21 protein-coding genes are annotated in these 26,984 nt (G+C 66.9%); 14 read left to right on the top strand and 7 right to left on the bottom strand.

Annotated elements, in window-relative coordinates; translation table 11 throughout:
• The 6 genes from PL79_RS09485 to PL79_RS09460 all read left to right on the top strand — a co-directional run bounded on the left by PL79_RS09485 (position 1) and on the right by PL79_RS09460 (position 7,318).
• A complete protein-coding gene (locus tag PL79_RS09485; protein WP_044844359.1) occupies positions 1–1,170 on the top strand; it encodes an electron transfer flavoprotein subunit alpha/FixB family protein in 1,170 nt (389 codons plus the stop codon).
• On the top strand, positions 1,167–1,952 hold the full coding sequence (locus PL79_RS09480) for an electron transfer flavoprotein subunit beta/FixA family protein (protein WP_044844358.1): 786 nt from the start codon (positions 1,167–1,169) through the stop codon (positions 1,950–1,952). The genes PL79_RS09485 and PL79_RS09480 overlap by 4 nt, the downstream gene beginning before the upstream one ends.
• Before the next feature lie 52 nt (positions 1,953–2,004).
• Positions 2,005–3,246: an aromatic ring-hydroxylating oxygenase subunit alpha gene (locus tag PL79_RS09475; RefSeq protein WP_044844357.1), complete on the top strand. Its 1,242-nt coding sequence runs from the start codon at positions 2,005–2,007 to the stop codon at positions 3,244–3,246.
• Positions 3,247–3,273: 27 nt separating this feature from the next.
• Complete coding sequence (locus PL79_RS09470; RefSeq protein ID WP_044844356.1) at positions 3,274–4,422, top strand: hybrid-cluster NAD(P)-dependent oxidoreductase; 1,149 nt, start codon at positions 3,274–3,276, stop codon at positions 4,420–4,422.
• Positions 4,423–4,571: 149 nt separating this feature from the next.
• The gene (locus PL79_RS09465; protein ID WP_044844355.1) at positions 4,572–5,435 is read left to right on the top strand and encodes a glycine betaine ABC transporter substrate-binding protein; all 864 of its coding nucleotides are present in this window, start codon (positions 4,572–4,574) and stop codon (positions 5,433–5,435) included.
• A 227-nt stretch (positions 5,436–5,662) separates the two neighbouring features.
• Positions 5,663–7,318, top strand: coding sequence for an APC family permease (locus PL79_RS09460; protein WP_044844354.1), 1,656 nt, complete (start codon positions 5,663–5,665; stop codon positions 7,316–7,318).
• A gap of 150 nt (positions 7,319–7,468) precedes the next feature.
• Here PL79_RS09460 and purU read toward each other — a convergent pair whose 3' ends face one another.
• Together purU and PL79_RS09450 are read right to left on the bottom strand one after the other, a co-directional pair.
• Positions 7,469–8,356: a formyltetrahydrofolate deformylase gene (purU, locus tag PL79_RS09455; protein WP_044844353.1), complete on the bottom strand. Its 888-nt coding sequence runs from the start codon at positions 8,354–8,356 to the stop codon at positions 7,469–7,471.
• Between the two features lie 475 nt (positions 8,357–8,831).
• A complete protein-coding gene (locus tag PL79_RS09450) occupies positions 8,832–9,758 on the bottom strand; it encodes a choline sulfate utilization transcriptional regulator (RefSeq protein WP_082088476.1) in 927 nt (308 codons plus the stop codon).
• Between the two features lie 202 nt (positions 9,759–9,960).
• Here PL79_RS09450 and betC point away from each other — a divergent pair, with 202 nt between their 5' ends.
• The 8 genes from betC (at position 9,961) to PL79_RS09400 (ending at position 20,846) form a co-directional block, all read left to right on the top strand.
• Complete coding sequence (betC, locus tag PL79_RS09440; RefSeq protein ID WP_044844351.1) at positions 9,961–11,496, top strand: choline-sulfatase; 1,536 nt, start codon at positions 9,961–9,963, stop codon at positions 11,494–11,496.
• A gap of 43 nt (positions 11,497–11,539) precedes the next feature.
• A complete protein-coding gene (gene choX, locus PL79_RS09435; RefSeq protein WP_044844350.1) occupies positions 11,540–12,511 on the top strand; it encodes a choline ABC transporter substrate-binding protein in 972 nt (323 codons plus the stop codon).
• A gap of 256 nt (positions 12,512–12,767) precedes the next feature.
• The gene (locus PL79_RS09430; protein ID WP_044844349.1) at positions 12,768–13,907 is read left to right on the top strand and encodes a porin; all 1,140 of its coding nucleotides are present in this window, start codon (positions 12,768–12,770) and stop codon (positions 13,905–13,907) included.
• A 223-nt stretch (positions 13,908–14,130) separates the two neighbouring features.
• Entirely contained in the window at positions 14,131–15,015 is an 885-nt protein-coding gene (locus tag PL79_RS09425; protein WP_044844446.1) for a patatin-like phospholipase family protein, read from the top strand.
• Between the two features lie 361 nt (positions 15,016–15,376).
• Positions 15,377–16,627, top strand: a complete 1,251-nt coding sequence (locus PL79_RS09415) for an MFS transporter (protein WP_044847751.1) — start codon at positions 15,377–15,379, stop codon at positions 16,625–16,627.
• Between the two features lie 586 nt (positions 16,628–17,213).
• A complete protein-coding gene (locus PL79_RS09410; RefSeq protein WP_044847752.1) occupies positions 17,214–19,409 on the top strand; it encodes a TonB-dependent receptor in 2,196 nt (731 codons plus the stop codon).
• 46 nt (positions 19,410–19,455) lie between these two features.
• Positions 19,456–20,139 carry a Fe2+-dependent dioxygenase gene (locus PL79_RS09405; RefSeq protein ID WP_044847753.1) on the top strand — a complete coding sequence of 228 codons (684 nt, stop codon included), beginning with the start codon at positions 19,456–19,458 and terminating at the stop codon, positions 20,137–20,139.
• Entirely contained in the window at positions 20,136–20,846 is a 711-nt protein-coding gene (locus PL79_RS09400) for a PepSY-associated TM helix domain-containing protein (protein ID WP_044847754.1), read from the top strand. The genes PL79_RS09405 and PL79_RS09400 overlap by 4 nt, the downstream gene beginning before the upstream one ends.
• Before the next feature lie 34 nt (positions 20,847–20,880).
• Here the strand turns inward: PL79_RS09400 and PL79_RS09395 are convergent, their stop codons facing one another.
• The 5 genes from PL79_RS09395 to PL79_RS09375 form a co-directional block, all read right to left on the bottom strand.
• Complete coding sequence (locus tag PL79_RS09395) at positions 20,881–21,249, bottom strand: YbjQ family protein (protein ID WP_044847755.1); 369 nt, start codon at positions 21,247–21,249, stop codon at positions 20,881–20,883.
• Positions 21,250–21,359: 110 nt separating this feature from the next.
• Positions 21,360–22,613, bottom strand: coding sequence for a M20/M25/M40 family metallo-hydrolase (locus PL79_RS09390; RefSeq protein ID WP_044847756.1), 1,254 nt, complete (start codon positions 22,611–22,613; stop codon positions 21,360–21,362).
• A 76-nt stretch (positions 22,614–22,689) separates the two neighbouring features.
• On the bottom strand, positions 22,690–24,402 hold the full coding sequence (locus PL79_RS09385; RefSeq protein ID WP_044847757.1) for a M36 family metallopeptidase: 1,713 nt from the start codon (positions 24,400–24,402) through the stop codon (positions 22,690–22,692).
• Positions 24,403–24,881: 479 nt separating this feature from the next.
• Positions 24,882–25,826 carry a GlxA family transcriptional regulator gene (locus PL79_RS09380; RefSeq protein ID WP_044847758.1) on the bottom strand — a complete coding sequence of 315 codons (945 nt, stop codon included), beginning with the start codon at positions 25,824–25,826 and terminating at the stop codon, positions 24,882–24,884.
• A 137-nt stretch (positions 25,827–25,963) separates the two neighbouring features.
• Positions 25,964–26,926: a helix-turn-helix domain-containing protein gene (locus PL79_RS09375; RefSeq protein WP_044847759.1), complete on the bottom strand. Its 963-nt coding sequence runs from the start codon at positions 26,924–26,926 to the stop codon at positions 25,964–25,966.
• Between the last annotated feature and the right edge of the window lie 58 nt (positions 26,927–26,984).

The following is a 26,984-nucleotide window of genomic DNA, read 5'->3' as shown; positions in this document are numbered from 1 at the left end:
ATGAACCCGATCAAACGAATCGATCCGCGCCGGCCGTTCATCATCACGGCCGCGGGCCTGAAGCGCATCACGCTCGGCGAGGAAGGCAGCGCCGATGCGAGCGCCGCGCAGTGGTCCGCGCACGGCCACGGCGCCGCGGCCGCGAAGCCGCGCCGCGCGGTGCAGGACCCGAAGCACGTGATGCTGGTGGTGGCGCACGCCGAGCGCGGCGCGCTCGACGATCATGCGCGGCAGGCGATCGCCGCCGCCGCGGTGCTCGCCGACGCGCAGACGGAAGTCGCGCTGCTGGCATTCGGCGAACTGAAGGATGACGCCGCCGAACTCGGCGTCGACAAGCTGATCGAGCTGGCCGACTTCGACCGTCGCGCGTTTGCGCCCGAAAGCGAATTGCAAGCCTTGCAGGCATGCGCCGCGGCGCTCGCGCCGAAGCACGTGTTCGTGCCCGACAACGCGACCGGCGACGGCGATCTCGGCCGGCGGTACGCGGCGGCCGCCGGCGCGAGCGTCGCGACCCACGTGGTCGAGATCGACGCGAAGCATGTCGGCGCGTATGCGCAGGCCGGCCGCGCGTTCGCGACGCGCGGGCTGCCCGACGTGATCCTGCTCGCGCAGAACGCGGTCGAGGCGAAACTGCCGTTCGTCGGCGCGGGCGAGCGCCTGGCGGCCGACTTCATCCGCCCGGCCGGCGACGCGGCGCAGCCGTACCGCGATCTCGGCCTCGAGGAAATCGACGCGGCGCAGGTCGCGCTGGAGGAAGCCGACTTCATCGTGTCGGCCGGCAACGGCGTGTCCGACATCGGCGCGTTCGAGCAACTGGCCGGCGCGTTCGGCGCGGCGATCGGCGCGAGCCGCGTCGCGGTCGACAACGGTCACTTCACGCGCGACAAGCAGGTGGGCGCGACCGGCAAGACGGTCGAGGCGAGCGTGTACATCGCGTTCGGCATCTCGGGCGCGGTTCAGCACTTGCAGGGGATCAAGGACTGCCGTCACGTGATCGCGGTGAACCTCGACGGCAGCGCGCCGATCGCGAAGCGCGCGAACCTGACGGTGGTGGGCGACGCGCAGGCGACGATCGCCGCGCTGATCGAACAGGTGCAGGTCGCGCGCGCGTCGCGCGGACAATCGCCGGCCGCGGTCGGCTCGCGTGAAACCGAAGGAGTCGCAGCATGAACGCCCCCCGCCAGTTGCAACGCATCGCGGTGCTCGTGTCCGTCGGCCGGCACCCCGTCAGCGGCACCGCGCGCTACAGCCGCAACGACGCGGCCGCGCTCGAGGTCGGCCGCCAGCTCGCGGAGCGGCATCGCGCGCAGCTCGACGTGATCCATGCGGGCGATCCCGCGAATGAAGCGCTTGCTGAATACCTCGCGCTCGGCGCGCGGCAGGTCGAGGTGCTGGCCTGCCACGACGGCGACGACGCCGCGCATGCGCTCGCCGCGCGCGTCGAAGGCTACGACCTCGTGCTGACCGGCACGCGCGCCGAGGGCGCGTACGACACCGGGATGCTGCCGTATCGCGTCGCCGCGGCGCTCGGCTATCCGCTCGTCGGCTCGGCCGTCGACGTGACGGTCGACGGCGGGCGCGCGGCGGTCCGGCAATTCTTGCCGAAAGGGCTGCGGCGGCGCGTCGACGCGGCGCTGCCGGCCGTCGTCGCGGTCCATCCGCTCGCCAACGTGGCGCCGCGCTACGCGTATGCGCGGCTGCGCGCCGGCGCGATCCGCCCGGCACTCACGTCGACCGGCGCGGACGCCGATGCGGCGGCCTGGAAGGTCGGCCCGATCGAGCGTAAACCCGTAAAGCTGGTCGCCGCCGAGAAGCGCTCGGGGCATGCCCGGATGCTGTCCGCGACCACGACCGAAAGCCGCGGCGGCAACGTCGTAAATGAAGGGAGTTCAGTCGAAAAAGCACAAGTGATCCTCGCGTATTTGCGCGAGCATCAGCTCATCGACTACTGATTTTGATGCCTGTCGGCAACCACACTGGGACGCAAGGAATCCGGAGCAAACGATGAAAGTATCGGCAGACATTCGTGCACTGATCGAGCGACGCAAGGAAGGTTACAGCCTCGAGGCGCCGTTCTACACGAGCGAGGACATCTTCGCCCTCGACATGGAGGCGATTTTCCGCCAGCACTGGATCCAGGTCGCGGTCGAACCGGACATTCCCGAGCCGGGCGACTACGTGACCGTGGAACTGGGCAGCGACTCGATCCTGATCGTGCGCGACGACGACATGGAAATCCGCGCGTTCCACAACGTGTGCCGCCACCGCGGCGCGCGCCTGTGCAACGAGGATAAAGGCTCGGTCGGCAACATCGTGTGCCCGTACCACAGCTGGACCTACAACCTGACCGGCCAGCTGATGTTCGCCGAGCACATGGGCGAGAAGTTCGACCGCTGCAAGCACAGCCTGAAGTCGGTGCACGTGCAGAACCTCGCGGGCCTGATCTTCATCTGCCTCGCCGAGGAGCCGCCGGTCGATTTCGCGCAGCTGCGCGCCCAGATGGAGCCGTATCTGCTGCCGCACGATCTGCCGAACACGAAGATCGCCGCGCAGATCGACATCATTGAGGAAGGCAACTGGAAGCTCACGATGGAGAACAACCGCGAGTGCTATCACTGCGTCGCGAACCATCCCGAGCTGACGATCTCGCTGTACGAATACGGCTTCGGCTACCAGCGCTCCGACGCGAACGCCGAAGGCATGGACGCGTTCGCTGAAACCTGCGTGCGCCGCGGCAAGGAGTGGGCCGAGATGGGCCTGCCGTCCGCCGAAATCGAAAAGCTGCTCGACGTGACGGGCTTCCGCACGCAGCGCCTGCCGCTCGACCGCCACGGCGAATCGCAGACGCTCGACGCGAAGGTCGCATCGAAGAAGCTGCTCGGCCAGTTCGACCAGGCCGACCTCGGCGGCCTGTCGTTCTGGACGCAGCCGAACTCGTGGCATCACTTCATGAGCGATCACATCGTGACGTTCTCGGTGATTCCGCTGTCGGCCGGCAAGACGCTCGTGCGCACCAAGTGGCTCGTCCACAAGGATGCGAAGGAAGGCATCGACTACGACGTGAAGAACCTGACGGCCGTGTGGAACGCGACCAACGACCAGGATCGCGCGCTCGTCGAATTCTCGCAGCGCGGCGCGACCAGCAGCGCATACGAGCCGGGCCCGTATTCGCCGTACACGGAAGGTCTCGTCGAAAAATTCTCGGCCTGGTACATCGGCCGGCTCGCCGAAAAAATCGGCGCGTAGTACAGCAGACAGCAAGTGGAGCTACACATGATGCGAGATTCGGCCAATTTCGAGCCGGTGGACAGCCGGGTGACGCACCCGGCGTTCTGGAGCGCGCTGCCTGAGCGCTGGACGAGCGACGTCGAGGAAACGCTGGTGTGCTGCCACGTGCGTCAGGAAACCCACGACGTGAAGAGTTTCTTCTTCCGTTCGCCGCAAGGCCGTGCGTTTTCCTTCGAGCCGGGGCAGTTCATCACGCTCGAACTCGACATCGACGGCGAGACGATCAACCGGTGCTACACGATCTCGTCGTCGCCCGCGCGGCCGCACACGATCTCGATCACGGTGAAGCGCGTGCCGGGCGGCAAGGTGTCGAACTGGCTGCACGACAACCTGCAGCCGGGCGCGTCGGTTCGCGTGCTCGGCCCGGCCGGCGAATTCACGTGCGCGCGGCATCCGGCGCGCAAGTACCTGTTCCTGTCGGCCGGTTCGGGCGTCACGCCGCTGATGTCGATGAGCCGCGCGCATCATGATCTCGCCGAGGATCGCGACATCCTGTTCGTGCACAGCGCACGTACGCCGGACGACATCATCTTCGCGCGCGAGCTCGACCTGATCGCGTCGAACCATACGAATTTCCGCACGTCGTTCGTCGTCGAGCGCGTCGGTGCACGCACCAACTGGCCGGGCGTCACGGGCTTCCTGACGCTGCCGCTGCTGAAGCTGATCGCACCGGACTTCATGGAGCGCGAGATCTTCACGTGCGGCCCCGCGCCGTACATGAAGGCCGTGCGCGACCTGCTCGACGAAGCCGGCTTCGACCGCAAGCAGTATCACGAGGAAAGCTTCTCGTTCGAGACGCTCGCGCAGACCGCGAGCGACGAGGTGATCGCCGAACTCGCGCCGGCGGCCAACGACGGCGACGTCGCGACGAAGCAGTACACGGTCAGCTTCGCGAAGAGCAATCGCGAGATTGCGTGCGGCTCGGAGCAGCACGTGCTCGACGCGGCGCGCCAGTCCGGCGTGCGGCTGCCGGCGTCGTGCACGCAGGGCATGTGCGGCACCTGCAAGGTGAAGCTCGTGTCGGGGCAGGTCGAGATGAAGCACAACGGCGGCATCCGCCAGCGCGAGATCGATCAGGGGATGGTGCTGCTGTGCTGCAGCAAGCCGCTGTCGGATCTCGTGATCGACAAGTAGTCGTATCGAGCCATCGCCGGTCCGGGCGCGTCGCGTCGCGTTGCGTCGCCTCCGGACAAGCATCCGTCGGAAAACAACGATACCGCGGATTTGTGGTTGAAGAACCTAGAGAGACAACGCGCACGGTGCGCATTTCAAGGAGATCGACCATGAAGTTGTTCGGAAAACTGCTGTGGACCGGCGCACTGTCGGCGATGGTGGCATTGAGCGCGTCGGCGCTCGCGGATACGAAGCCCACGCTGAAGATCGGTTACGTCGAAGGCTGGGACGACAGCGTGGCGACGTCGAACGTCGCGGCACGCGTGATCGAGAAGAAGCTCGGTTACCAGGTCCAGCTCGTGCCGGTGGCTGCCGGGATCATGTGGCAGGGCGTGGCGCGCGGCGACCTCGATGCGACGCTGTCCGCATGGCTGCCCGTCACGCACGGCTCCTACTGGGGCGAGTACAAGTCGAAGGTCGTCGATCTCGGCGCGAACTTTCCTGACGCCAAGATCGGCCTGATCGTCCCCGACTACGTGAAGGCGAAGAGCATCGAAGATCTGAATGCCGAGAAAAGCAGCTTCGGCGGCCGGATCGTCGGCATCGATGCGGGTGCGGGCGTGATGCGCAAGACCGACGAAGCGATCAAGAGCTACGGCCTCAGCTACACGCTGATGCCGAGTTCGGGCAGCGCGATGACGGCCGAGCTGTCGCGCTCCGTCGGCGCGAACAAGCCGGTGATCGTGACCGGCTGGGCGCCGCACTGGATGTTCGCGAAGTGGAAGCTGCGCTTCCTCGAGGATCCGAAGAAGGTGTTCGGCGGCGCGGAGCACGTCGACAGCGTCGCGAACCCGCAGCTCGAAACGAAGGCCAAGCCGGTCGTCGCGTTCCTGAAGAAGTTCCAGTGGAAGCCGGGCGAGATCGACAGCGTGATGCTCGCGATCCAGAACGGTTCGAAGCCGGAAGCGGCCGCCGATGCATGGATTGCCGCGCATGCTGACCGCGTGAATTCGTGGACTGAAGGCGCGCAGTAAGACCGCGGCGATTCGTCGCGCGAATCATCATAAATAAATACGCCGGGAATGGCATGCAGGAATCCGAAACAATCGTGAATTCATGCGGCCATATCCCGGCTTTCTTTTACTGATTCTGCAAAAAAGCCCATAAGTTGTTACACTACGGCCCTTGTGCGGAGTCATCTGCTTTGCATCGGACCAGAGTAAGCGCTGAAGCGCTAACTCTGCTCGAGAGGAGGAATTGGATGAGTCAGGCAGGACTGCGTGCTAATCGCACCAGTGACGTTGAGGCAACCATCTCACATGATTCGACGGGCCACACGCTGCATCGTGGCCTGACTTGGAAAGACGCATTCTGGGTGACGAGCGGCGTGCCGGCAGGCGTGCTGTTCACGATCGGCGGCGTATGCGCGACGATCGGCCAGCCCGCGTGGGCGATCTGGATCGCCGCGATCACGATGGGGCTGATTCAAAGCGCGACTTATGCGGAAATATCGGGACTATTTCCCCATAAATCGGGCGGCGCGTCGGTATACGGCGCGATCGGCTGGGTCCGTTACAGCAAGCTGATTGCCCCGGTTTCCGTGTGGTGCAACTGGCTCGCGTGGTCGCCGATGCTCGCGCTCGGCTGCGGCCTCGCGGCGAGCTATGCGCTCACGAGTCTCTTTCCCGCCGACGCGGCGGTGCTGCACTGGCAGTTCAAGGTTGCGGATCTCGGGTTCATCAAGTCCGGTCTTTCACTGCGGATCAACGCGACGTTCATCATCGCGACGATTCTGCTTCTCATCACGTTCAAGCTTCAGCACAGCGGTGCGTCGAAAGCCGCGCGTACGCAGCGCATTCTCGGCATCGCGTCGCTCACGCCGCTGCTGATCGTCGGCATCGTGCCGTTCGTCACCGGCGACGTGCCGATGTCGAACCTGCTTCCGCTGCTGCCGCTCGGTCATGACGCTCAAGGCAACCTCACGACCGCGACCTTCGGTTCGTGGAACGGGCAGGGCGTGACGATGGCCCTCGGCGCGATGTTCATGGCCGGCTGGGCGTCGTACGGCTTCGAAACGGCGGTCTGCTACACGCGCGAATTCCGCGATCCGCGTCGCGACACCGCGAAGGCGATCTTCTGGTCGGGCGCGCTGTGCCTCGTCGTGATGACGCTCGTGCCGATGGCGTTCCAGGGCGCGCTTGGCACGCAGGCGATGCTCGATCCGGCGATCGGCGACGGCACCGGCGTCGCGGCCGCGATGGCGAAGATCGTCGGTGGCGGCGCGTGGGTCGCGAACGCGGTCGTCGTGATGCTGATGCTGTCGATCCTGCTGATCGTGATGACGTCGATGATGGGCTCGTCGCGCACGCTGTACCAGGCATCGGTCGACGGCTGGCTGCCGAAGTACCTGTCGCACGTGAACGAGCACGGCTCGCCCACGCGCGCGATGTGGACCGATCTCGGCTTCAACCTCGTGTTGCTGATGATGTCGGACTACATGACGGTGCTGGCGATCTCGAACGTCTGCTACATGCTGTTCGTATTCCTGAATCTCCAGTCGGGCTGGATCCACCGCATGGACCGCGGCAACTGGGATCGGCCGTTCCGCTGCCCGACCTGGCTGCTCGTCGCCGGCTCGGTCTGCGGCTACGCGAACCTCGTCTATGTCGGCGCGGGCGCGAACCTGCAGGGCGAAGGCACGCTGCGCAACGGGCTGATCGCGATGCTGCTGATCGTGCCGGTGTTTCTCTATCGTCACTACTGGCAGGATCGCGGCCGTTTCCCCGCGCAGATGCAGCGCGACATGGAACTCGAAGTGCCGAAGCGCGCGATGTGGCTGAACCTGATGCCGTATGCGGCGCTGGTCGGTGCTGCGCTGACGATCTGGCTGTCGTACTACTTCGCGTGGGTCAAGTAAGCATCTGAACGCGGCACGCGCGTCGCGCGACGAACCCGGACACCGCACCCGGGGCCGTTGCGCGACGCGTCGAACGCAACGCGATAAAAAACCCGACCGGCAGGTGCTGCCGGTCGGGTTTTTTGTTGGCTGTGCGCCGAACGGATGCGCTTACGGAAACACCACCGTCCGGTCGCCGTTCAGGAACACGCGCCGCTCGATGAACGCCTTCACCGCGCGCGCGAGCGTGATGCACTCGACGTCGCGGCCCACCGCGAGCAATTGCTCGGGACGCAGCGCATGATCGACGCGTTCGACCACCTGCTCGATGATCGGGCCTTCGTCGAGATCGTCGGTCACGAAGTGCGCGGTCGCGCCGATCAGCTTCACGCCGCGCGCATGCGCCTGGTGATACGGCTTCGCGCCCTTGAAGCCGGGCAGGAACGAATGATGGATGTTGATCGCGCGGTTCGCGAGCTTCGCGCTGGTTTCCTGCGACAGCACCTGCATGTAGCGCGCGAGGATCACGAGATCGGCGCCGCTCGACTCGAAGAAGTCGAGCCACTGCGCTTCCTGCTGCGCCTTGGTGTCGGCGGTGATCGGGAAGTGGCGGAACGGCAGCCCGTGCTGCGTGGCGAGCGGCTCGAAGTCCGGATGGTTCGACACGATGCCGACGATGTCCATCTTCAGTTCGCCCATCCGCCAGCGGAACAACAGGTCCGCGAGGCAGTGCTCGAGCTTCGAGACCATGATCAGCACCTTCGGGCGCGCGTTCACGTCGTGGATCGCCCATTGCGTGTCGCCGTCACCGCCGCCGCCGAGCGCGGTCGCGATCGGACCGAACTCCTGGCGCAGCGCGTCGATCTGCAGCGTTTCATCCGTCGGATGAAACACGCAGCGCACGAAGAAATGGTTGCTGAGATCGTCGTCGAACACGTTCAGCGCATCGACGTAGCAGCGATGGCGCTCGAGAAAGCCGACGACGGCGGCGACCTGGCCGGCCGCGCTCGGGCACGACAGCGTCAGGACGAATTGATCGGGGCGTGAGTCGGCGGTCATGAGATTCCTCGGATGTCAGGGAACGCAACGCGCGCGCGGCGGCGCGACGGGGCGCCACGCTACGCGGGTAGCGGGAGGCTCAAGTAAATCAGGACGATTCGGGCGCGGATAGAACCAACCCGCCGTGTGGCTGGTATCGGCGCGCCAGCGCGGCGGGGCGGCGGCGAGGCTCGAGGCGGGGGTTTTGGGGACGCTGGGCGGGGTGTCGGGGCGGGGCGGGCGCGGCTGGTCCAGCGAGCGTCAGGCGGTGCAGCCGTAGCCGGTCCAGCGAGCGTCAGGCGGTGCAGCCGCAGCCGGTCCGGCGAGCGTCAGGCGGCGCAGTCGTAGCGGCTCCAGCGGGCGTCAGGCGGTGCAGGCACAGCCGCTCCACCGGACCTCAGGTGGGGCAGGCGCAGCCAGTCCAGCGCGCGTCAGATGGGACAGCCGCAGCCGCTCCAGCAAGCGTCAGGCAGCGCTCCGCCGGCCAGCCGCCCGCTCAAGCCGGCGCGCACGCATCCAGCAGCCAGCGCCGGAACACATGTGTCGCGTCCGGCTCGGGCCGCTGCGGCGGCCGCACGAGGAAGTAGCCGCGCGACGTGACGACGGGTGCGTCGACGAGCTTCACGAGCTGCCCGGACGCGACGAGCTCGTCGACGAGCGGCGACCAGCCGAGCGCGACGCCGTCGCCGAGCAGCGCCGCGTGGATCACCAGTGCATAGCTGTTGAAGGTCACGCCGCGCGCGGCGGCCGGCGCGTCGAGGCCGTGCGCGTCGAACCAGCCGGCCCACGACAGCCAGCGTTCGGGGCGCGTCGCCTGCACGTGCAGCAGCGGCAGCGCCTGCAGGTGCTCGGGCCGCGCGACGTGCGCGTGCGCAGCGCGGAACGCCGGCGAGCAGACGGGCGTGACCGATTCGGGAAAGAGCCGCGCGGCCGTGCACGACGGCCAGTGGCCGTCGCCGAACAGAACCGCGATGTCGGCGTGGTCGCGCTGCGCGTCGTAATCCTGCGAGGTGACGACCCGCACGTCGACGTCAGGCATCACGCGCTTCAGGCCGGAGAGGCGCGGCATCAGCCAGTAGGTCGCGAAACCGAAATCCGTGACGATCGTGAGCGCGCCGTGCTCGCGGCGCGCGCGCAGCGTCGCGGTGGCGCCGCGCAGCGTGTCGAGGCTCAGCCGCACGGCTTCGTACAGGCACTGGCCGTCGCTCGTCAGCGTGACGCCGCGCGGGCTGCGCTCGAACAGCGGCACGCCGAGTTCCGCTTCGAGCTGGAACACCTGCTGGCTGACAGCCGGTTGCGTCGAGCCGAGCTCGCGCGCGGCGGCCGTGAAGCTCTGGAGACGGGCGGCCGATTCGAACGCGCGCAGCGCCTGCATCGACGGTAACGGTTCGGATTTCGACATAAGTCTCTCTAATGGCCTCATAAGGGCCGGACGCCTTCCCGCGCGAATTCGGGCGGGGGATAGTGCTTCGGACGGCACGGCGCCGCGCCAGGCCTTCCGCGATTCTAGCCAGTCGCGGCCGGTGCGCGCGGCACTTTCTTCAGGCTGCGTCCGTCATGCCGACCGTGCCGCCGCCCGAGCGTCGCGCCGCTCCATTCGAACACCGATTTCCCCAACACCGCCGATGACGAACCCGACTCCCAACATCCTGATCCTGATGGCCGACCAGCTGACGCCGTTCGCGTTGCCGGCTTACGGCAACCGCGTCGCGCGCACGCCGACGCTCGACCGGCTCGCCGCGCAAGGCGTGGTGTTCGACGCCGCGTATTGCGCGAGCCCGCTGTGCGCGCCGTCGCGCTTCTCGCTGCTGACCGGCAAGCTGCCGTCGGGTATCGGCGCCTACGATAACGCCGCCGAATTGCCGGCGCAAACGCTGACCTTCGCGCACTACCTGCGCGCGGGCGGCTACCGTACGATGCTGTCCGGCAAGATGCATTTCTGCGGACCCGACCAGCTGCACGGCTTCGAGGAACGGCTCACGACCGACATCTATCCGGCCGACTTCGGCTGGGTGCCCGACTGGGACCGCCCGACCGAGCGGCCGAGCTGGTATCACAACATGAGCTCGGTGCTCGAGGCCGGCCCGTGCGTGCGCACGAACCAGCTCGATTTCGACGACGAGGTCACGTTCGCGGCGAAGCAGAAGCTGTACGACGTCGCGCGCGAGCGCGCGGCCGGTCATGACGCGCGGCCGTTCTGCATGGTCGTGTCGCTCACGCATCCGCACGATCCGTACGCGATCACGCGCGAATACTGGGATCTGTACCACGACGACGAGATCGACATGCCGGCCGTGCGGCTCGATGCGCAGCAGAGCGATCCGCATTCGCAGCGGCTGCGCTTCGTCTGCGAAAACGACCGCACGCCGCCGACCGACGCGCAGATCCGTGCCGCGCGCCGCGCGTACTACGGCGCGACGTCCTATGTCGACGCGCAATTCGGCAGCGTGCTGGCCGCGCTCGAGCAATGCGGCTTCGCCGACGACACGATCGTGATCGTCACGTCCGACCACGGCGACATGCTCGGCGAGCGTGGGCTCTGGTACAAGATGACGTTCTTCGAAGGCGGCTGCCGCGTGCCGCTGATCGTCCACGCGCCGGGCCGCTTCGGTGCCGCGCGCGTGCGCGGGCCGGTGTCGCACGTCGATTTGCTGCCGACGCTCGTCGACCTCGCCGGCGCGGCGCCGGCCGGCGGCTGGCCGGACCCGGTCGACGGCGCGAGCCTCGTGCCGCATCTGCAAGGCGCGCCCGCGCACGACGTCGCGCTCGGCGAATACCTCGCGGAAGGGGCGGTTGCGCCGGTCGTGATGATCCGCCGCGGCGACTGGAAATACGTGCATTGCCCGGCCGATCCCGACCAGCTCTACAACCTCGCCGACGACCCGCGCGAGCGCACGAACCTGGCCGGCCTGCCGGAAGCCGCCGGCGTGCTCGCCGCATTCCGCGAGGAGGCCGCGCGCCGCTGGGACCTGCCGGAACTCGACGCGCAGGTGCGCGCGAGCCAGCGGCGGCGCCGCTTCCATTACGCGGCGACGACGCAGGGCCGCATCCAGGCGTGGGACTGGCAACCGTTCACCGACGCGAGCCAGCGCTACATGCGCAATCACATCGAACTCGACACGCTCGAAGCGATGGCGCGCTTTCCGCGCGTCGGGCGCTGAACGGGCCGCAGCGGACATTGACGAACGACGGAGGAAGCGAATCATGAAACGGCAATGCAATGCAGCAATCCGGAGCCTGGGCACCGCGCTCGCCGCGGCCGCGTGCGTGGTGGCGATGCAGCAGCCCGCGCGCGCCGCCGACCCGCAGACGTGCCGCGACGTGAAGATGGCGGCGCCCGGCTGGACCGACATCGACGCGACGAACGCGATGGCCGGTGTCGTGCTGAAGGCGCTCGGCTATCGGCAGGACGTCGCGAACCTGTCGGTGCCGATCACTTACCAGGGCTTGAAGAAAGGGCAGGTCGACGTGTTCCTCGGCAACTGGATGCCCGCGCAGGCGCCGCTCGTGAAGCCGTTCGTCGACGAGAAGTCGATCGACGTGCTGCACGCGAACCTGAACGGCGCGAAGTTCACGCTGGCCGTGCCCGACTACGTCGCGGCGGCCGGCGTGCACACGTTCGCCGATCTCGCGCGCTACGCGGACCGCTTCGGCGACAAGATCTACGGGATCGAGCCCGGCGCGCCCGCGAACCAGAACATCAAGCGGATGCTGTCCGACCATGCGCTCGGCGCGGCGAACTGGTCACTCGTCGAATCGAGCGAGACGGGGATGCTCACGCAGGTCGAACGCGCGGTGCGCGACAAGCGCTGGATCGTCTTTCTCGCGTGGGAGCCGCACCTGATGAACACGAAGTTCAACCTGACCTACCTGTCGGGCGGCGACGCGTATTTCGGCCCGAACTACGGCGGCGCGACGGTCAACACGGTCACGCGCGCGGGCTTTGCCGGCCAGTGCGCGAACCTCGCGCGGCTGTTCAGGCAGATGACGTTCTCCGTCGACGTCGAGAACCGGATGATCGCCGACATGCTCGACCACAAGACGTCGCCCGCGCTCGCCGCGCAGCATGCGCTGAAGGCCGATCCAGCGCTCGTCGAAGCGTGGCTCGACGGCGTCACCACGGCGGCCGGCGCCCCCGCGTTGCCGGCCGTGCGCGCGGCCCTCGACGCCCGCTGACCGCCTCCGGGCGGCCGGTTTCTCGCCGCGCCGCCCGCCTCCGTGTTTTCCCGAACGGTCGCATCGAGACCATTTGGTGTCGCCTTCAGACGGGTGACCTGAAATATGGGTTTGTATTTTTCGCCAATGGCTGCGTTATTGCGGAAAACGAAATGCCGAAGCCAGCGGACGTACCGAATTCGAATCAGCCGGCGTATTGCTGTGCGCGCCAGGCCACGGTTCTTTCCATCGAAGGGTTCAGGGAGGGTGGTCGACAATGAAGCAAAAGAAAGTTGCCGTAGCAGCCGCGCTGGCATGCGCGGCCTGTATTCCCGCCATCGGCCACGCGCAGAGCAGCGTGACGCTGTACGGGATTCTCGACGCGGGCATCACGTACGTGAACAACACGGGCGGTTCGCACGTGGTCAAGTTCGATGACGGCGTGTCGTACGGGAACCGCTTCGGCCTGAAAGGCACGGAAGATCTCGGCGGCGGCCTGAAGGCCGTGTTCGCGCTCGAGAGCGGTTTCCACCTCGGCAACGGGCAGCTCGGCTTCGGCGGGGCGGAGTTCGGGCGGCAGGCTTATGTCGGTCTCCAGAACGATTGGGGCACGCTGTCGTTCGGCAACCAGCTCGACATCACCAACGAGCTCGTGTCGATCTACAACATCTCGGCATGGGGCAGCGGCTACGCGATTCACCAGGGCGACTTCGACCGCTTCAACGGCGACCGCCTGCCTAACTCCGTCAAGTTCCTGTCGAACGACCTGAACGGCGTCAAGTTCGGCGCGATGTATTCGTTCGGCAACGTCGCCGGCAACTTCCACCGCAACAGCGCATGGAGCGCGGGCGCGAGCTACACGAAGGGCGACTTCTCGATCGGCGCCGCGTACACTCGCCTGAACAACCCGAACGGCATCTACGCGTTCGACCCGTACGCGATGATCGGCACGCATACATTCCTCGGCCAGCAGACCGTCACCGTCGATCCGGCGACCGGCGCGCGCACCGACCTGTTCGCGAACACCGCGATGGACGTCGACAGCCAAGGCACGTTCGGCGTCGGCACGAGCTACACGATCGGCAAGCTGACGCTCGACGCGAACTTCTCGTACACGACGATCAAGGGTTTCGGCCAGTCGTCGCACATGCAGGTGTATGAAGGCGGCGGCTTGTACCAGTTCACGCCGGCGCTGAGCCTGATCGCGGGCTACCAGCACACGCGCTTCGAAGGCCACCACTGGAACCAGGGCACGGCCGGCCTGCACTACCTGCTGTCCAAGCGCACCGATGTGTACATCTCCGGCGATTACCTGCGCGCGTCGCAGGGCGTCGATGCGGTGGTCGGCTACAGCTTCACGCCGTCGACGACGCAGACGCAGGCCGACGTGCGAATCGGGATGCGGCATTCGTTCTGAGCGGGGTGAGGTAGTTTTTTCGACGTCTTCAGCGAGGTCTCTCTTTGGCGCGAACCGTGGTTCGCGCTTTTTTTTGTTCAGCGCGGAATGCCGGGGAACGCGGCGGGCACGTCACCGAACCGCCGGGGCCGCGGGCCGGCAGGGTTTTCATCAGGACAGCCGGGGCGCCGCACGATCCATCATGGAGAAAGCACTGTCGCAGCCAACCGCTGGAGGACGCACCGTGACTTCCGATCCCACTCCCACAACCGCCTTCGTGTTCGCCGGTGGCGGCAGTCTCGGCGCGATCGAGGTCGGCATGCTCCGCGAGCTGGTGGCGAGCGGCGAACGGGCCGATTGCGTCGTCGGCGCGTCGGCGGGCGCGATCAATGCCGCCTATTTCGCCGGCCGGCCGGATGCGGATGGCGTCGCGATGCTCGCCGCGCTGTGGTGCAGGATCCGCCGCCAGGACGTCATGCCGTTTTCAATGCGCAGCCTCTTCGCGATGCTGCTGCGCAACCGGCCGCATCTGGTCGAGGCCGATGCGCTGCGCGTGCTGCTGGAAACGAACCTGCCGTACCGGCGGATCGAACAGGCCGCGTTGCCGCTCCACATCGTCGCGACCGACGTGCTGAGCGGCGCGGAGGTCGTGCTGTCCGCCGGCCCGGTCGTGGATGCCGTGCAAGCCAGCGCGGCGATTCCCGGCGTGTTTCCGTCGGTTCGCATCGGCGACGTGGAGCTCGTCGACGGAGGCGTCGCGAACAATACGCCGATCTCGGTTGCGATCGCGCTCGGCGCCAGGCGGATCGTCGTGCTGCCGGCCGGGTTCGCCTGTGCGTTGCGCGTACCGCCGCGCAGCGCGATCGCGCACGCGACGCACGCGCTGACGCTCGTGATCGCGCGGCAACTGGTGCGCGATCTGGAGCTGTACGCGGCACGCGCGCAAATCCATGTCGTGCCGCCGCTCTGTCCGCTCGAGGTGTCGTCATACGATTACTCGCAGTGCGCGCAACTGATCGACAGGGCCGCGGAACGCACGCGCGCATGGATCGATGCGGGCGGGCTCGCGCAGTGCGCGATTCCCGGCCAACTGCGCGAGCACGATCACGCCGCGGCGCTGTCGCATTGAAGGTTGCCCGCGCCGCGTACAAACTCATGAACGCAGAATGCAGAATGCAGAATGCAGAACGCAGAACGCAGAACGCAGAACGCAGAACGCAGAACGCAGAACGCAGAACGCAGAACGCAGAACGCAGAACGCAGAACGCAGAACGCAGGCCCCCCTCTGCCCGGGAATCGGCGAAAGACCTTTTTTACGCGATGCGGCGCGGTTCGGCGTTGCATTGTGCCGCGCGGTGCGTGCAATGGCGGCCGAATCAGCATCGGCATCCGATAGCCATCCGGCAAGGTTTCGTTGGTTGAAGCTATCATCGCGCTTTGGCCGCATCGCGTATCGGCGATCGCCGGCCTTCCTCCACGACGTCTCGCCGATGACCACCCCGTTACCCGAATCCACTTCGCCGTCGCCGTTACCCGCCAACCTGTTCCGCCACACACCGTTCCAGCGCTTCTGGGGCACGCGCGTGATGTCGTCGCTCGCTTTCCAGATCCTGTCGGTCGCGATCGGCTGGTACGTCTATGCGCTCACGCACAGCGCGTTCGCGCTCGGGCTCGTCGGGCTTGCGCAGTTCGTGCCGATGTTCGCGCTGACGCTCATCGTCGGGCAGGTGGCCGACCGCTACGACCGCCGGCGCATCGCGACGATCTGCCAGGGCGTCGAGGCGCTGGCCGCCGGCGTATTCCTGTTCGGCGCGGCGCAAGGCGGGCTCACCGCCCCGGGCGTGTATGCGCTGGCCGCGATCGTCGGCACCGCGCGTGCGTTCGAATCGCCGTCGGTGTCGTCGCTGCTGCCGGCCGTCGTGCCGCGCGGCGACCTGCCGCGCGCGACCGCGCTGTCGACGTCCGCGAACCAGGCCGCGCAGATTCTCGGGCCCGCGTTCGGCGGGGTGCTGTATGGCGTCGGCGCGCCCGCGGCGTTCGGCACGAGCGTCGTGGCGTTCGCGATCGCGGCCATCCTGAGCGGCACGATTCCGCTGCGCAGTGCGCCGCCGGCGCGCGAACCGGTCACGCTGCGGTCGGTGTTTTCCGGCATCGCGTTCATCCGGCGCGAACCGGCGATCCTCGGCGCGCTGTCGCTCGACCTGTTCGCGGTGCTGTTCGGCGGCGCGACCGCGCTGCTGCCGATCTACGCGCGCGACATCCTGCAGGTCGGGCCGTGGGGGCTCGGCGCGTTGCGCGCGGCGCCGGCGGTCGGCGCGCTCGCGGGCACGCTGTGGCTCACGCGCTTTCCGCTGAAAGGGCGGCCGGGCCGCGCGATGTTCGGCGGCGTGATCGCGTTCGGCATCGCGACGATCGTGTTCGGGTTGTCACGCAATTTCGTGGTGTCGCTCGTCGCGCTGGCGGCGCTCGGCGCATCGGACGTGGTGAGCGTCGTCGTGCGCCTGTCGCTCGTGCAACTGCGCACGCCCGACGACATGCTCGGCCGCGTGAGCGCCGTCAACTCGCTGTTCATCGGTACGTCGAACCAGCTCGGCGAATTCGAATCCGGCGTGACGGCTGCGTGGTGGGGCGCGCCGGCGGCGATCGTCGTCGGCGGCGCGGCGACGATCGCCGTCGCGCTGACATGGATGCGGTTGTTCCCGACCTTGCGGAACATGACGTCGCTGGAGCGCGATCATTGAGTCGACGCCATAGGGGCGATGCGTTTGCCGTTCACGGGAAACCGGCCTCATGCGTCGCAATTCATTTCAAATTGCTTTCTTGTTTCAATCGAATTCCAAACGGCATTCGGCCTGGATAATCATCTGAGCAATCAATCCGGCGACTGTCGTTTCGCGTGATGCGAGGTATCGGAGCTGAAAGCGGTGCGCATCATCGAGCGCGCCGAGGATGAAATCCGAAAAGAGGCTGATACTTCAGTGCCTTGCTGCACAAGGCTCCCAGCCCTAAATTTGTCAGACTGAATATTCCGATCAATTACAAAAGCCATTCATATAATTACATAAAACTTTCCGTAATTTTTCGAAACATCGTGCTTTCGTATGATGAAGCGGGTATCAATTGAAACGAAAAGAAATATCTGGAATGATACCGATTCTCATTTTCATGACCGCGGCGACGACTGCGCTGCCGGTCACTCGTCAACCGTAGCCAGCTAGTGTCGCCGTCGGTCTGATCGTCGGCGGCCAGCGAGCCAGCGTATCCGTGCCTCGTGCGCGCGTCGCCGCGCGTCCACGCGGGGCGGTTTCAAATTCCGACTGGATTTTCATGCCGAACAAGACCCCGTTCGCGAGTGCGCTCGCGCTGGCCTTTGCTTTGCCTATCGCTTCGCCTGCATTCGCGCAGAGCACGAGCGCCGAGTCGGCGCCGGCCGTCACCGCGAAACCGGGCAGTGCGACGCCGGCCGCGAGCGACACGCTGCCGACGGTCAACGTGGCGGGGCAGGCCGTGCATCAGGACTTCCAGGCCGAGCGTTCGACCGTCGGCGCGAAACCCCCCACCGCGCTGCGCGACATTCCGCAGTCGGTCACGGTGATCAACAAGGCGCTGCTGGAATCGCAGGGGCTCACGTCGTTCCAGGACGCGCTGCGCAATGCGCCGGGCATCACGATCGGCGGCGCGGAAGGCGGGCAGATCGGCAACAACATCAACCTGCGCGGCTTCACCGCGCAGAACGACATCTATCTCGACGGCTTCCGCGACCGTAACCAGTACTACCGCGACACGTTCGATCTCGATTCGGTCGAGGTGCTGTACGGCCCGTCGTCGATGCTGTTCGGGCGCGGCTCGACGGGCGGCGTGATCAACCAGGTGTCGAAGAAGGCGAACCTGAAGCCGTCCGCCGAAGTGTCGACGACGCTCGGCACCGACGACCACTACCGCGCGAGCGTCGACCTGAACCGGCCGCTCGGCGTGACCTCCGCGTTCCGCATCAACGCGTTCGGCCAGTCGCTCGGCTCGACGCGCGACGTGATGAAGAACAAGGACTACGGAATCGCGCCGGAGCTGCGCTTCGGCATCGGCACGCCGACGGAGATCACGCTGTCCGCGCTGATCCAGCACAACTACGACATGCCGGACTACGGCGTGCTCGCGGTCAACGGCCATCCGGCGCCGGTATCGAAGCACACGTTCTACGGCCTCACCGACGACCGCACGATCCAGGACGTGCAGACGGTGTCCGCGCGCATCGATCATCGCGTCAACGACGCGCTGACGATCAGCAACCGCACGTCGTTCTCGCACTCGATGACCGATGCGCGCGAGACGGCCGCGAACGCGGTACTGACCGGGCCGCTCGCGTCGAGCACCGCGCTCGCGAACGGCAACTACACGTCGTTGCCGATGTCCGCGCTGTACGTGAAGCTCGCGAGTCACGATCGCGTGATCGAAAACCATTCGGTCGACAACGACACGATGGCGCATTTCAAGTTCGACACCGGCTTCGTGAAGCACGACCTGATCGCGGGCGTCGAGGTCGGGCACGACAGCTACACGAACCAGGCGTATACGCGCAGCGGCCTGCCGATCCTGTCGCTGATCGATCCGGCCTATCTGTCGTCGAGCGCGTCCAACGCGACGCAGACGCCGGCCAACCACGCTGAATCGGGCGCGACGACGCTCGCCGCGTACATGAATGACACGGTATCGATCGGCCGCGACTGGAAATTCGTCGGCGGGCTGCGCTGGGATCGCTTCCAGGCGCATCTCGCGAACACGGTGAGCGCGCCGGGCTACGCGTCGCAGACGAACCATTTCACGAGCGTGCGGGCCGGCGTGATCTACCAGCCGACCGAATCGCAGTCGTACTACTTCTCGTACGGCACGTCGTTCAACCCGTCGCTCGAGACGCTGACGGTCACGAACAACACGCAGAACCTGTCGCCGGAACACACGAAGTCGTACGAGGTCGGCGGCAAGTGGGATCTGCTGAACGACAACCTGTCGGTCACGTCGGCGCTGTTCCAGCAGGAGAAGAGCAACGCGCGCACGCTGACGTCGACGGGTGAATACCTGCTCGAGGGCGACATTCGCGTGCGTGGCTTCCAGGCGAGCGTGACTGGCCACATCACGCCGAAGTGGCAGGTGTTCGGCAGCTATACGTACATGAACGGCGTGATCCTGAGCGCGCTCGACGGCACCCAGGGCAAGACGCTCGCGAATACGCCACGCAACACGTTCACGCTGTGGACTACGTATGCGTTCACGCCGCACTGGGAAATCGGCGGCGGCCCGACCTACATGTCGGGTCGCTACGCGGCGAACACGAACTACGTGCAGGTGGGCGGCTATACGCGCTGGGATGCAACGGCCGCGTATCACGCGAAGCAGTGGGACCTGCGCCTGAACCTGCTGAACCTGACCGACAAGTTCTATTACGATGCGCTGATCCAGTCGGACGGCGGCCGCGCGGTGCCGGGCGTCGGACGCACGTTCCTCGCGACGCTCGACTACCGGTTCTGACCGCACGCGTGCGATCGCCGCGTCATTCGATGAAAAAGGTGGAACGATGCTTGTACACATCCCGAACGTGCTGACGCCCGAGCAGGTGCGCACGGTGCGTGACCGGCTCGACCAGGCGGGCGACGCGTGGGTCGACGGCCGCGCGACGGCCGGCTACACGGGCGCGCCGGTCAAGCGCAACCAGCAGATCGCCGAGCATGCGCCGATTGCGCGCGAACTGGGCGACGCGATCCTCGCTGCGGTCGAGCGCAATCCGCTGTTCATCAGCGCGGCGCTGCCGAACCAGGTCTATCCGCTGCTCTTCAACCGCTACGAAGGCGGGATGACGTTCGGCAGTCACGTGGACGGCGCGGTGCGCGTGCTGCCGAACGGCGTGAAGCTGCGCACCGACGTGTCGGTCACGCTGTTCCTGTCCGCGCCGGACGAATACGACGGCGGCGAACTCGTGATCGAGGACGCGTATGGCGTGCAACAGGTCAAGCTGCCCGCGGGCGACATGATCGTCTATCCGGCGACGAGCCTGCACCAGGTCACACCGGTCACGCGCGGCGTGCGCGTCGCGAGTTTCTTCTGGGTGCAGAGCCTCGTGCGCAGCGATGCACAGCGGGCGCTGCTGTTCGACATGGACACGGCGATCCAGCGGCTCAACGCCGGCGGCGCCGATACGCAGGCGTGCCGCAGCCTGGTCGGCTGCTACCACAATCTTCTGAGAATCTGGAGCGAGACGTGAGCGTTGCCGATCCCATCGACATCGACGCGGCATCCGCGTCGCGCATCGCGCCGGGCGTGCGCCCGGCCGGCTCCGGCGGCGCGCGTTCGCGCCGCGGCACCTTCATCAAATGGCTGCGCAAGGTGCACGGCTGGATCGGCCTGTGGGGCGCGGCGCTCGGCCTGCTGTTCGGCACGACGGGCTTCCTGCTGAATCATCGTGCGCCGCCGCTGCGCATCCAGACCGGCGCGCCGCGCGTTGAGACGTTGCGGCTCGGCGTGCCCGATCCGCGGCCCGCGTCACCGCGCGCGCTCGAGCAATGGCTGCGCGCGCAACCGGATCTGCATCTGCCCGAACGCATGGGCCGCGTGCAGAAGGAGCCCGCGCATCCGGTCGCATGGGGCGACCGCGAAACCGTGCAGCCGGAGCACTGGCAACTCGTGTTCGCGTCGCCGCATGAAAACGTCGCGGTCGACTACTGGATCGGCAGCGACACGATGACGCTCAAGCGTACCGGCAACGGCACGCTCGCGTGGCTGACGAACCTGCACAAGGGCGTCGGGACGAGCATCGGCTGGGTGCTGCTCGTCGATACGCTCGCGGGCGCGCTGGTCCTGCTGTCGCTCACCGGCGTGCTGTTGTGGACGGAGCTGAACAAGCGCAAGACGATCGGCGTGGTGCTCGTGATCGGCTCGATCGTCGCGATCGTGTGTGCGGCCAGCGCATAAGCGCATAAGCGCATAAGCGCATAACGGCTGACGGTCAGACGCCGGCGTCGCGCGCGACCTGTACGGCCGTGCCGTAGCAGATGACTTCCGTGACGCCCGACCCGATCTCGGTCGAGTCGTAGCGCATCGCGACGATCGCGTTCGCGCCGAGCTTGCGCGCGTCGGCGAGCATCTTGTCGAACGCCTGCTGGCGCGCCTTCTCGCACAGCGACGTATAGAGCGTGATGTTGCCGCCGAAGATGGTTTGCAGCGCCGCGCCGAACGAGCCGACGATCGAGCGCGAACGCACGATGATGCCCTGTGCGACGCCGAGCGAGCGGACGATCGTGTGGCCGGGCAAATCGAATGCGGTCGTGACGTGCTCGGGCGAGAGGGCGTCGACGGAGCGGGAGAAGTCGGTCATGACGGAGCACCGTGGTGCGGAAGTGGTCGAACGACGATTCTATCCGGAACGGGAAACGCGCTCGACCGGGCGCGCATGATGCGCGCGCCCGCCCGGGCGGCTCGAGCCGGTCAGCGCTTGACGGTCGTGCTGCCGTCGCCGCCGAGATCGACCGCATACGCAAGCGCCAGCTTGCCGAACTTCAGCGCGTGGTTCGCCTGCCGGTCCGAATTCTCCAGCGTGTCGTTCACGGTATGGATATAGGGACTGTCGTTCTGGTCGGCCTCGAACGGGAACGACGCCGGATAGCCTTGCGCATGCCACGACGCGTGATCCGAGCACGCATAGCCGCATTGCGACGTGCCGATCGCGAGCTCGGGCAGGTAGGTCTTCGCGAGATTCGTCAGGTAGGTGTTCTGCGCGGCGTTCGTGTAGTCGGTGATCAGGTAGATGTCTTTCGGATCGCCCTGGTAGTTCGTCATGTCGAGCTGCAGCACGCCGACCACGTTCGCGTTCTGCGTGCGGAACTGCTTCGCGATCGCCTTCGACCCGAGCAGGCCGGCTTCCTCGGCCGCGTAGCCGACGAACTTGATCGTCCGTTTCGGCCGGTAGCCGTTCGCGAGCAGCACGCGCAGCGCTTCGGTCAGGCTGGCGATACCGGACGCATCGTCGTCGGCGCCGGGTGAGCGCGTGTTTTCCGTCGTGCGGCCGACCGTCGAATCGAGGTGGCCGCCCAGCACGATCGTGCCCGCGGCCGGATCGCTGCCGCGGATCGTCAGGATCACGGACTTCTGCGGAAAGCCCGCATGCGTGAACTGCTCGACGGCGATATCGGTTCGCGAGCCGGCCAGTTGCCGCCACTGCAGCGTGAGCCAGTCCGACGCGGCGACGCCGTGCGACGTCGTGTAGTAGCGGTTCGTGAAACCGGACAGCGACGTGATCGTGCCGACGATGTTGCTGGCCTGCAGTTGCTGGATCCAGGTCTTGATCTGCGGCGCGTTCGATACCGGGTAGGCGGGCACGGCCGCCTGTTTCGCGAGTGCCGCGGGTACCGGCTGCAATGCCTGCCGTGCGTCGTCGAACGAGTCGTGCACGATGTGGCCGGGCCCGTGGCCGCGCGCATGGTGGACAGCATGGGCGAGTTCGCCGAGTCGTGAATCGTCGATCTCGACGATATGCACGGTTTCGCGGCGCACGGCGCCGTCGGCCGTCTTGCCGGCGTCGACCGCCGTGCTGTACTGCGCGGTTGCGCTCGCATCGATGCGTTGAAGCTGGCGGAACACGGTGTCGCCGAGCGTGATCCACACCGGCGTCGCGTGCGCGGCGGCGGTCAGCAGCATGCCGCCCAGCGCGGCGCTCAGGCGGGTCAATGTCAGAGTAGGCATGTTCGATCTCGTGAGGATGGCGATGTCGAGGAAGAGGGCGCGCGCAGGTCGTGCGGCGCCCCCGCCTGCTGCGGAATTACGACTTCTGCGGCACGGTCACGCCGTACGTGCAGCTCTTGTTGTATGCATTGCCGATCGCCGTGAGTTGCGCGCTGCTGTAGCCGAGCGCGGCGGCGGCCGTCAGCACCGCCTGGGCGGCGGCCTTCTGGTTCGTCGAGCTGTTGGTCATCGACAGCCCTTTCAGGAAGGCCTTGTCCATCGCCTGCGCGCCGATCGCGTCGCGCGCGACGAGGTTGCACGACGCCCAGTACTGGCCGGCCGTGTGGATCTCGGCGCCGCGTGCCTGCGCGTAGGTGCGCCCGACGTTCCAGTTCGTCACGCGGCCGCCCCAGTATTCGTTGTGTCCGTCCCAGTTGTAGACCCAGTGATACTGCGCGTCGGACGGGCTCCATTGATTGAAGTCGCGGCTGTACGCGGCGGCGAGATAGTCGCCTGTGCCTTCCGACAGGCCTTCCTGCTGCGACAGGCCGCCGTTGGTCACCCAGTCGTGGATGCCGTGGCCGAGCTCATGGATCACGACGTCCGCATCTTCCGCGTCGTCGACACCGCCCTGGCCGAAGGTCAGCCGGCCGCTGCTCGACGAGTACGATGAGTTGTCGTCGCCCGATTCGCCGTGCGGGTCGTACTGCACGCCGCCCGTGTACTGGTAGGGCAGCGCCTTGATGCCGAGCGTCTGGTTCACGTAACGGAGGAACGTGTCGATGTGGTAGTACGTGTTCACCGCCTCGAAATACAGGTTGCCGCGCGTGAACTCGAACGTCGGCGTCGCCTGCGCCGGACACGCGTTGTCGCGCGGCGCATCGAAGTCGACGCACGACGCATACGGGCCCGACAGCACGTAGCGCGAGTTCGACTGCGCGAGATCCTTCAGTGTCACGCGCACGCGCGCGGCCGTGAGCTGGGTGGAATCGGCGTCGTTGCCGTCCTTGTAGCCCGTGCTGCCGTAGCTGCTCTTCGTCGACGAAAGCGGATCGGGCCGGAATACGAAGCCGGTGCCGTCGGTCGCATAGAACGCCTTGTCCTCGGCGCGCAGCACTTCGCCGCTGTCCGCGTCGATCAGCAGTTCCCAGTCGCCCTTCGGGCCGTCCTGCGGGCGGCCGCGTACCTTCCATGCGGTATGCGTGCCGGCCTTGTCGACGAACGCGACGCGCTGTGCGTCGAGGTTCGTGAAGCCGCTGACGCCGAGATACGCGCGGGCGCGGTCGAGCGCCTGCTGCTGGTCGACCGCCTGTGTCTTGCGCGCGGTGACGGCCACGCCGTTGATCGTGTTGCTCGCGACGTACAGGATGCGGCCGTCCTTCGCGACCGTCACCGCGATGTCGCTGCCGTACACGGGCAGTCCGGCCGCCTGCTGCTGGAAGCGCACGACGGTGAAATCGGCATCGCTGCGCTCCGACGTCACCGCGAGGCTCGCGAGTGCGGCCGGGTCGAGCCCGAGCTGCGTCGCCTGCGCCGCGACGAAATCGCGCGCGGCGGCCGCGGGCGTGGCGGCCGCCTTGTTCGCGCGATAGGCGGGGGTGTACAGCGTGACGGCGGCGCCGTCGGCGCGGAACTGCCCGGCGGCGGTATCGGCCTTGGCCGCGGCCGGTGCCACGCCGCGCGTCAGGCTTTCGCGCAGGCTCGACGCCTGCGGGTTCGCGACCTTGGTATCGGCCGCGCTGCCGCCGACGATGCCGAAACCGAGCGCGAGACCCAGGGCGAGCGGCAATGCTTTGCGTGATGTCTGCATGGGTGATCCTCATCTCAACGGTTGGACACGCCCGCGCACTTATGGCGAGCAGGCACGACACGGCTCGCGCGCCGGCTCGATGGAACCGGTGCGGCGAAGCGGTGCTCGGAGATTCGACTGACTGAGGATAACTAAGCGTCAGGTCGAAACGAATCGGAACGGAATGGCGGCGGGGAAGCGAACGGCAGGCAGGTGCGGCGACGGCGAAGCGAGCATCGTCATGTCATACCCCTCGGATCGGCATTGATATCGGTATGGCAGCCTGCGTGGCGCGACATGCGTCGGGCCAGGGCTCTCATCTCCTTAGGGCTGCCTATCTAATTGCGAGGTATGTTACAGAATATTTTCGGCCACTTTGCAATTTATTTTCGAAGGCCGCTTCGGTGCGTCGATCAATCGGCGGCATTGTTGAGCGAATGGCGGGAAACGCTGCCGGCGCGTGCAATGGCGCGCCGGATTGTACGCAAAAGCGGCGCCGTTCAGCGCGTCGCGCGGCGGTCGCTGCGCGGGCTCACGCCGAAACGCGAGCGATACGTGCGCGAGAAATGCGACGGCGATTCGAAGCCGCACGCAACGCACACCGACGTGATGCTCATGTCGGTCTGCTGCAGCAGCTCGCGTGCGCGATCGAGGCGCAGGTTCAGGTAGAAGCGCGTCGGCGTGTCGTTCAGCGTCGCGCTGAACAGCCGTTCGAGCTGGCGCCGCGTGATCGCCACGTCCTGCGCGAGCGCATCGGAGCCGAGCGGGGTTTCCATGTGCCGCTGCATCGTGTCGATCACCTGGATCAGCTTGCGGTTGTGCACGCCATAGCGCGCGGCGATCTCGAGCCGCTGGCTGTCCGAGCGTTGCCGGATGCGGCTCACGACGAACTGTTCGGAGATGGCCGCCGCGAGATCGGCGCCATGCCGCCGGCCGATCAGGTCGAGCATCATGTCGATCGACGCGGTGCCGCCCGCGCAGGTGATGCGCCGGTCGTCGATCTCGAACAGTTCCTGCGTCGCGTTCAGGCCCGGGTAGCGCTCGCGGAACGCGGCGAGCGCTTCCCAGTGCAGCGTGAGCGTTTGCGACGCATCGAACAGTCCGGCTTCCGCGAGCACGAAGCTGCCGGTGTCGATGCCGCCGAGCGTCGCGCCGTGCCGGTTCTGGCGGCGCAGCCAGTCCGCGAGCGCGCGGTCGTAGCACACGAGCGGATCGAAGCCGGCGACGACGAACACCGTCTCGACCTGCGCGACGTCCGCGTACGCGGCTTCGGCCGCGACCGGAATGCCGTTGCTCGCGGCGACGGGCGTGCCGTCCGCGCTGATCACGTGCCAGCGGTACAGCTCGGTGCGAAAGCGGTTCGCGACGCGCAGCGGTTCGACCGCCGACATGAAGCCGAGCGCGGAGAAGCCGGGCAGCAACAGGAAGTGGAAATCCTCTGGCATCGGGGCGTGGGGTGGAAGCGGGTGGTCGTCACGTACTGCGCGGGCGCGGCACGGCGAGCGGGCAGGCCCGCGCACGCCGCGCTCGGCTCGCGGAAGCCGGACGTTCAACGCACGATTATCGCGGTTTTTGCCGGCGCTCAGCGCGTTTTTGCGCCGCGCACCGTCCGGCGCGCCGTCGTCGAAGGCAGTTCGCCGAACTGGGCCCTGTACGCGTTCGCGAAATGCCCGAGGTGGATGAAGCCCCAGCGCGCGGCCGCCTCGCTGATCGGCAGGTCCGACTGCCGCGTGTCGAGCAGCAGGCGTCGCACCTGCGCGAGGCGCAGCGAGCGCGTGTAGTTCAGCGGACCGGTCTGCACGACCGACTGGAAGCTGTTCTGCATCGTGCGCCGGCTCACGCGCAGCTGCGTGCACAGGCTCAGGATGTCGACGGGCGCTTCCGGGTGCTCGATCACGTAGTCGTGCACGCGCCGCACGATGTCGGCGTGGCACGCATGCGTGAGGCGGTTCGGCGGCTCGGGCATCCGGTAGGTCAGGAGATCGACGAGCACGTTGGCGACCTCGCCGCGCAACTCGGACTGCGCATGCGCCGCGTCGAACGTAGCGGGTGCCGACAGCACGCGTTCGAGCAGTGTCGCGAACTGCAGGCTCGCGCGTTCGCGTGCGGTGACCGGCACGTCGACGACGCCGCGCCGCAGCGCGCGCTCGTCGACCCGGACGTCGGCGGCATCCTCGATCTGCTGCATCAGCTCGGCGTCGACGACCACGCCGATCAGCGACATGTCGTCGGGTGAATGCAGTTCGAACGGCGAGCCGCCGCGCGCCATCACGATCGTGCCGCGCTCGATGCGCGCATCGCCGAAGGCGAAGGTACCCGAGCCGGTGAGCGGCATTCCGAATACCGTATGGCCGGCCGGCAGGCGCCCGCGCTGGATGACGCGCACGTTCGCCGCTTCCTGGAACAACTGCACGCCGTCGAGCTCCACGTGCTTGACCGTGCTGCGATACGAGCCGCAGCCGATCTGGTCGTAACGCTGATCCCAGCCGCGCAGCGCCTCGGCATGCCGGTCTGCGTCGTCGAACATCTGGTGAAACACGAGCACGGCGCCTCCGGCGGTCGTTCGGACCGCGCAAGATTAAACCGACCGGGCGGTCGGTGCA

Source organism: Burkholderia sp. USMB20 (genome assembly GCF_000949135.2).
Lineage (GTDB): Bacteria > Pseudomonadota > Gammaproteobacteria > Burkholderiales > Burkholderiaceae > Burkholderia.
The sequence above is the reverse complement of the archived record's forward strand: the minus strand, read 5'-3'. Positions and strand labels throughout refer to the sequence as shown.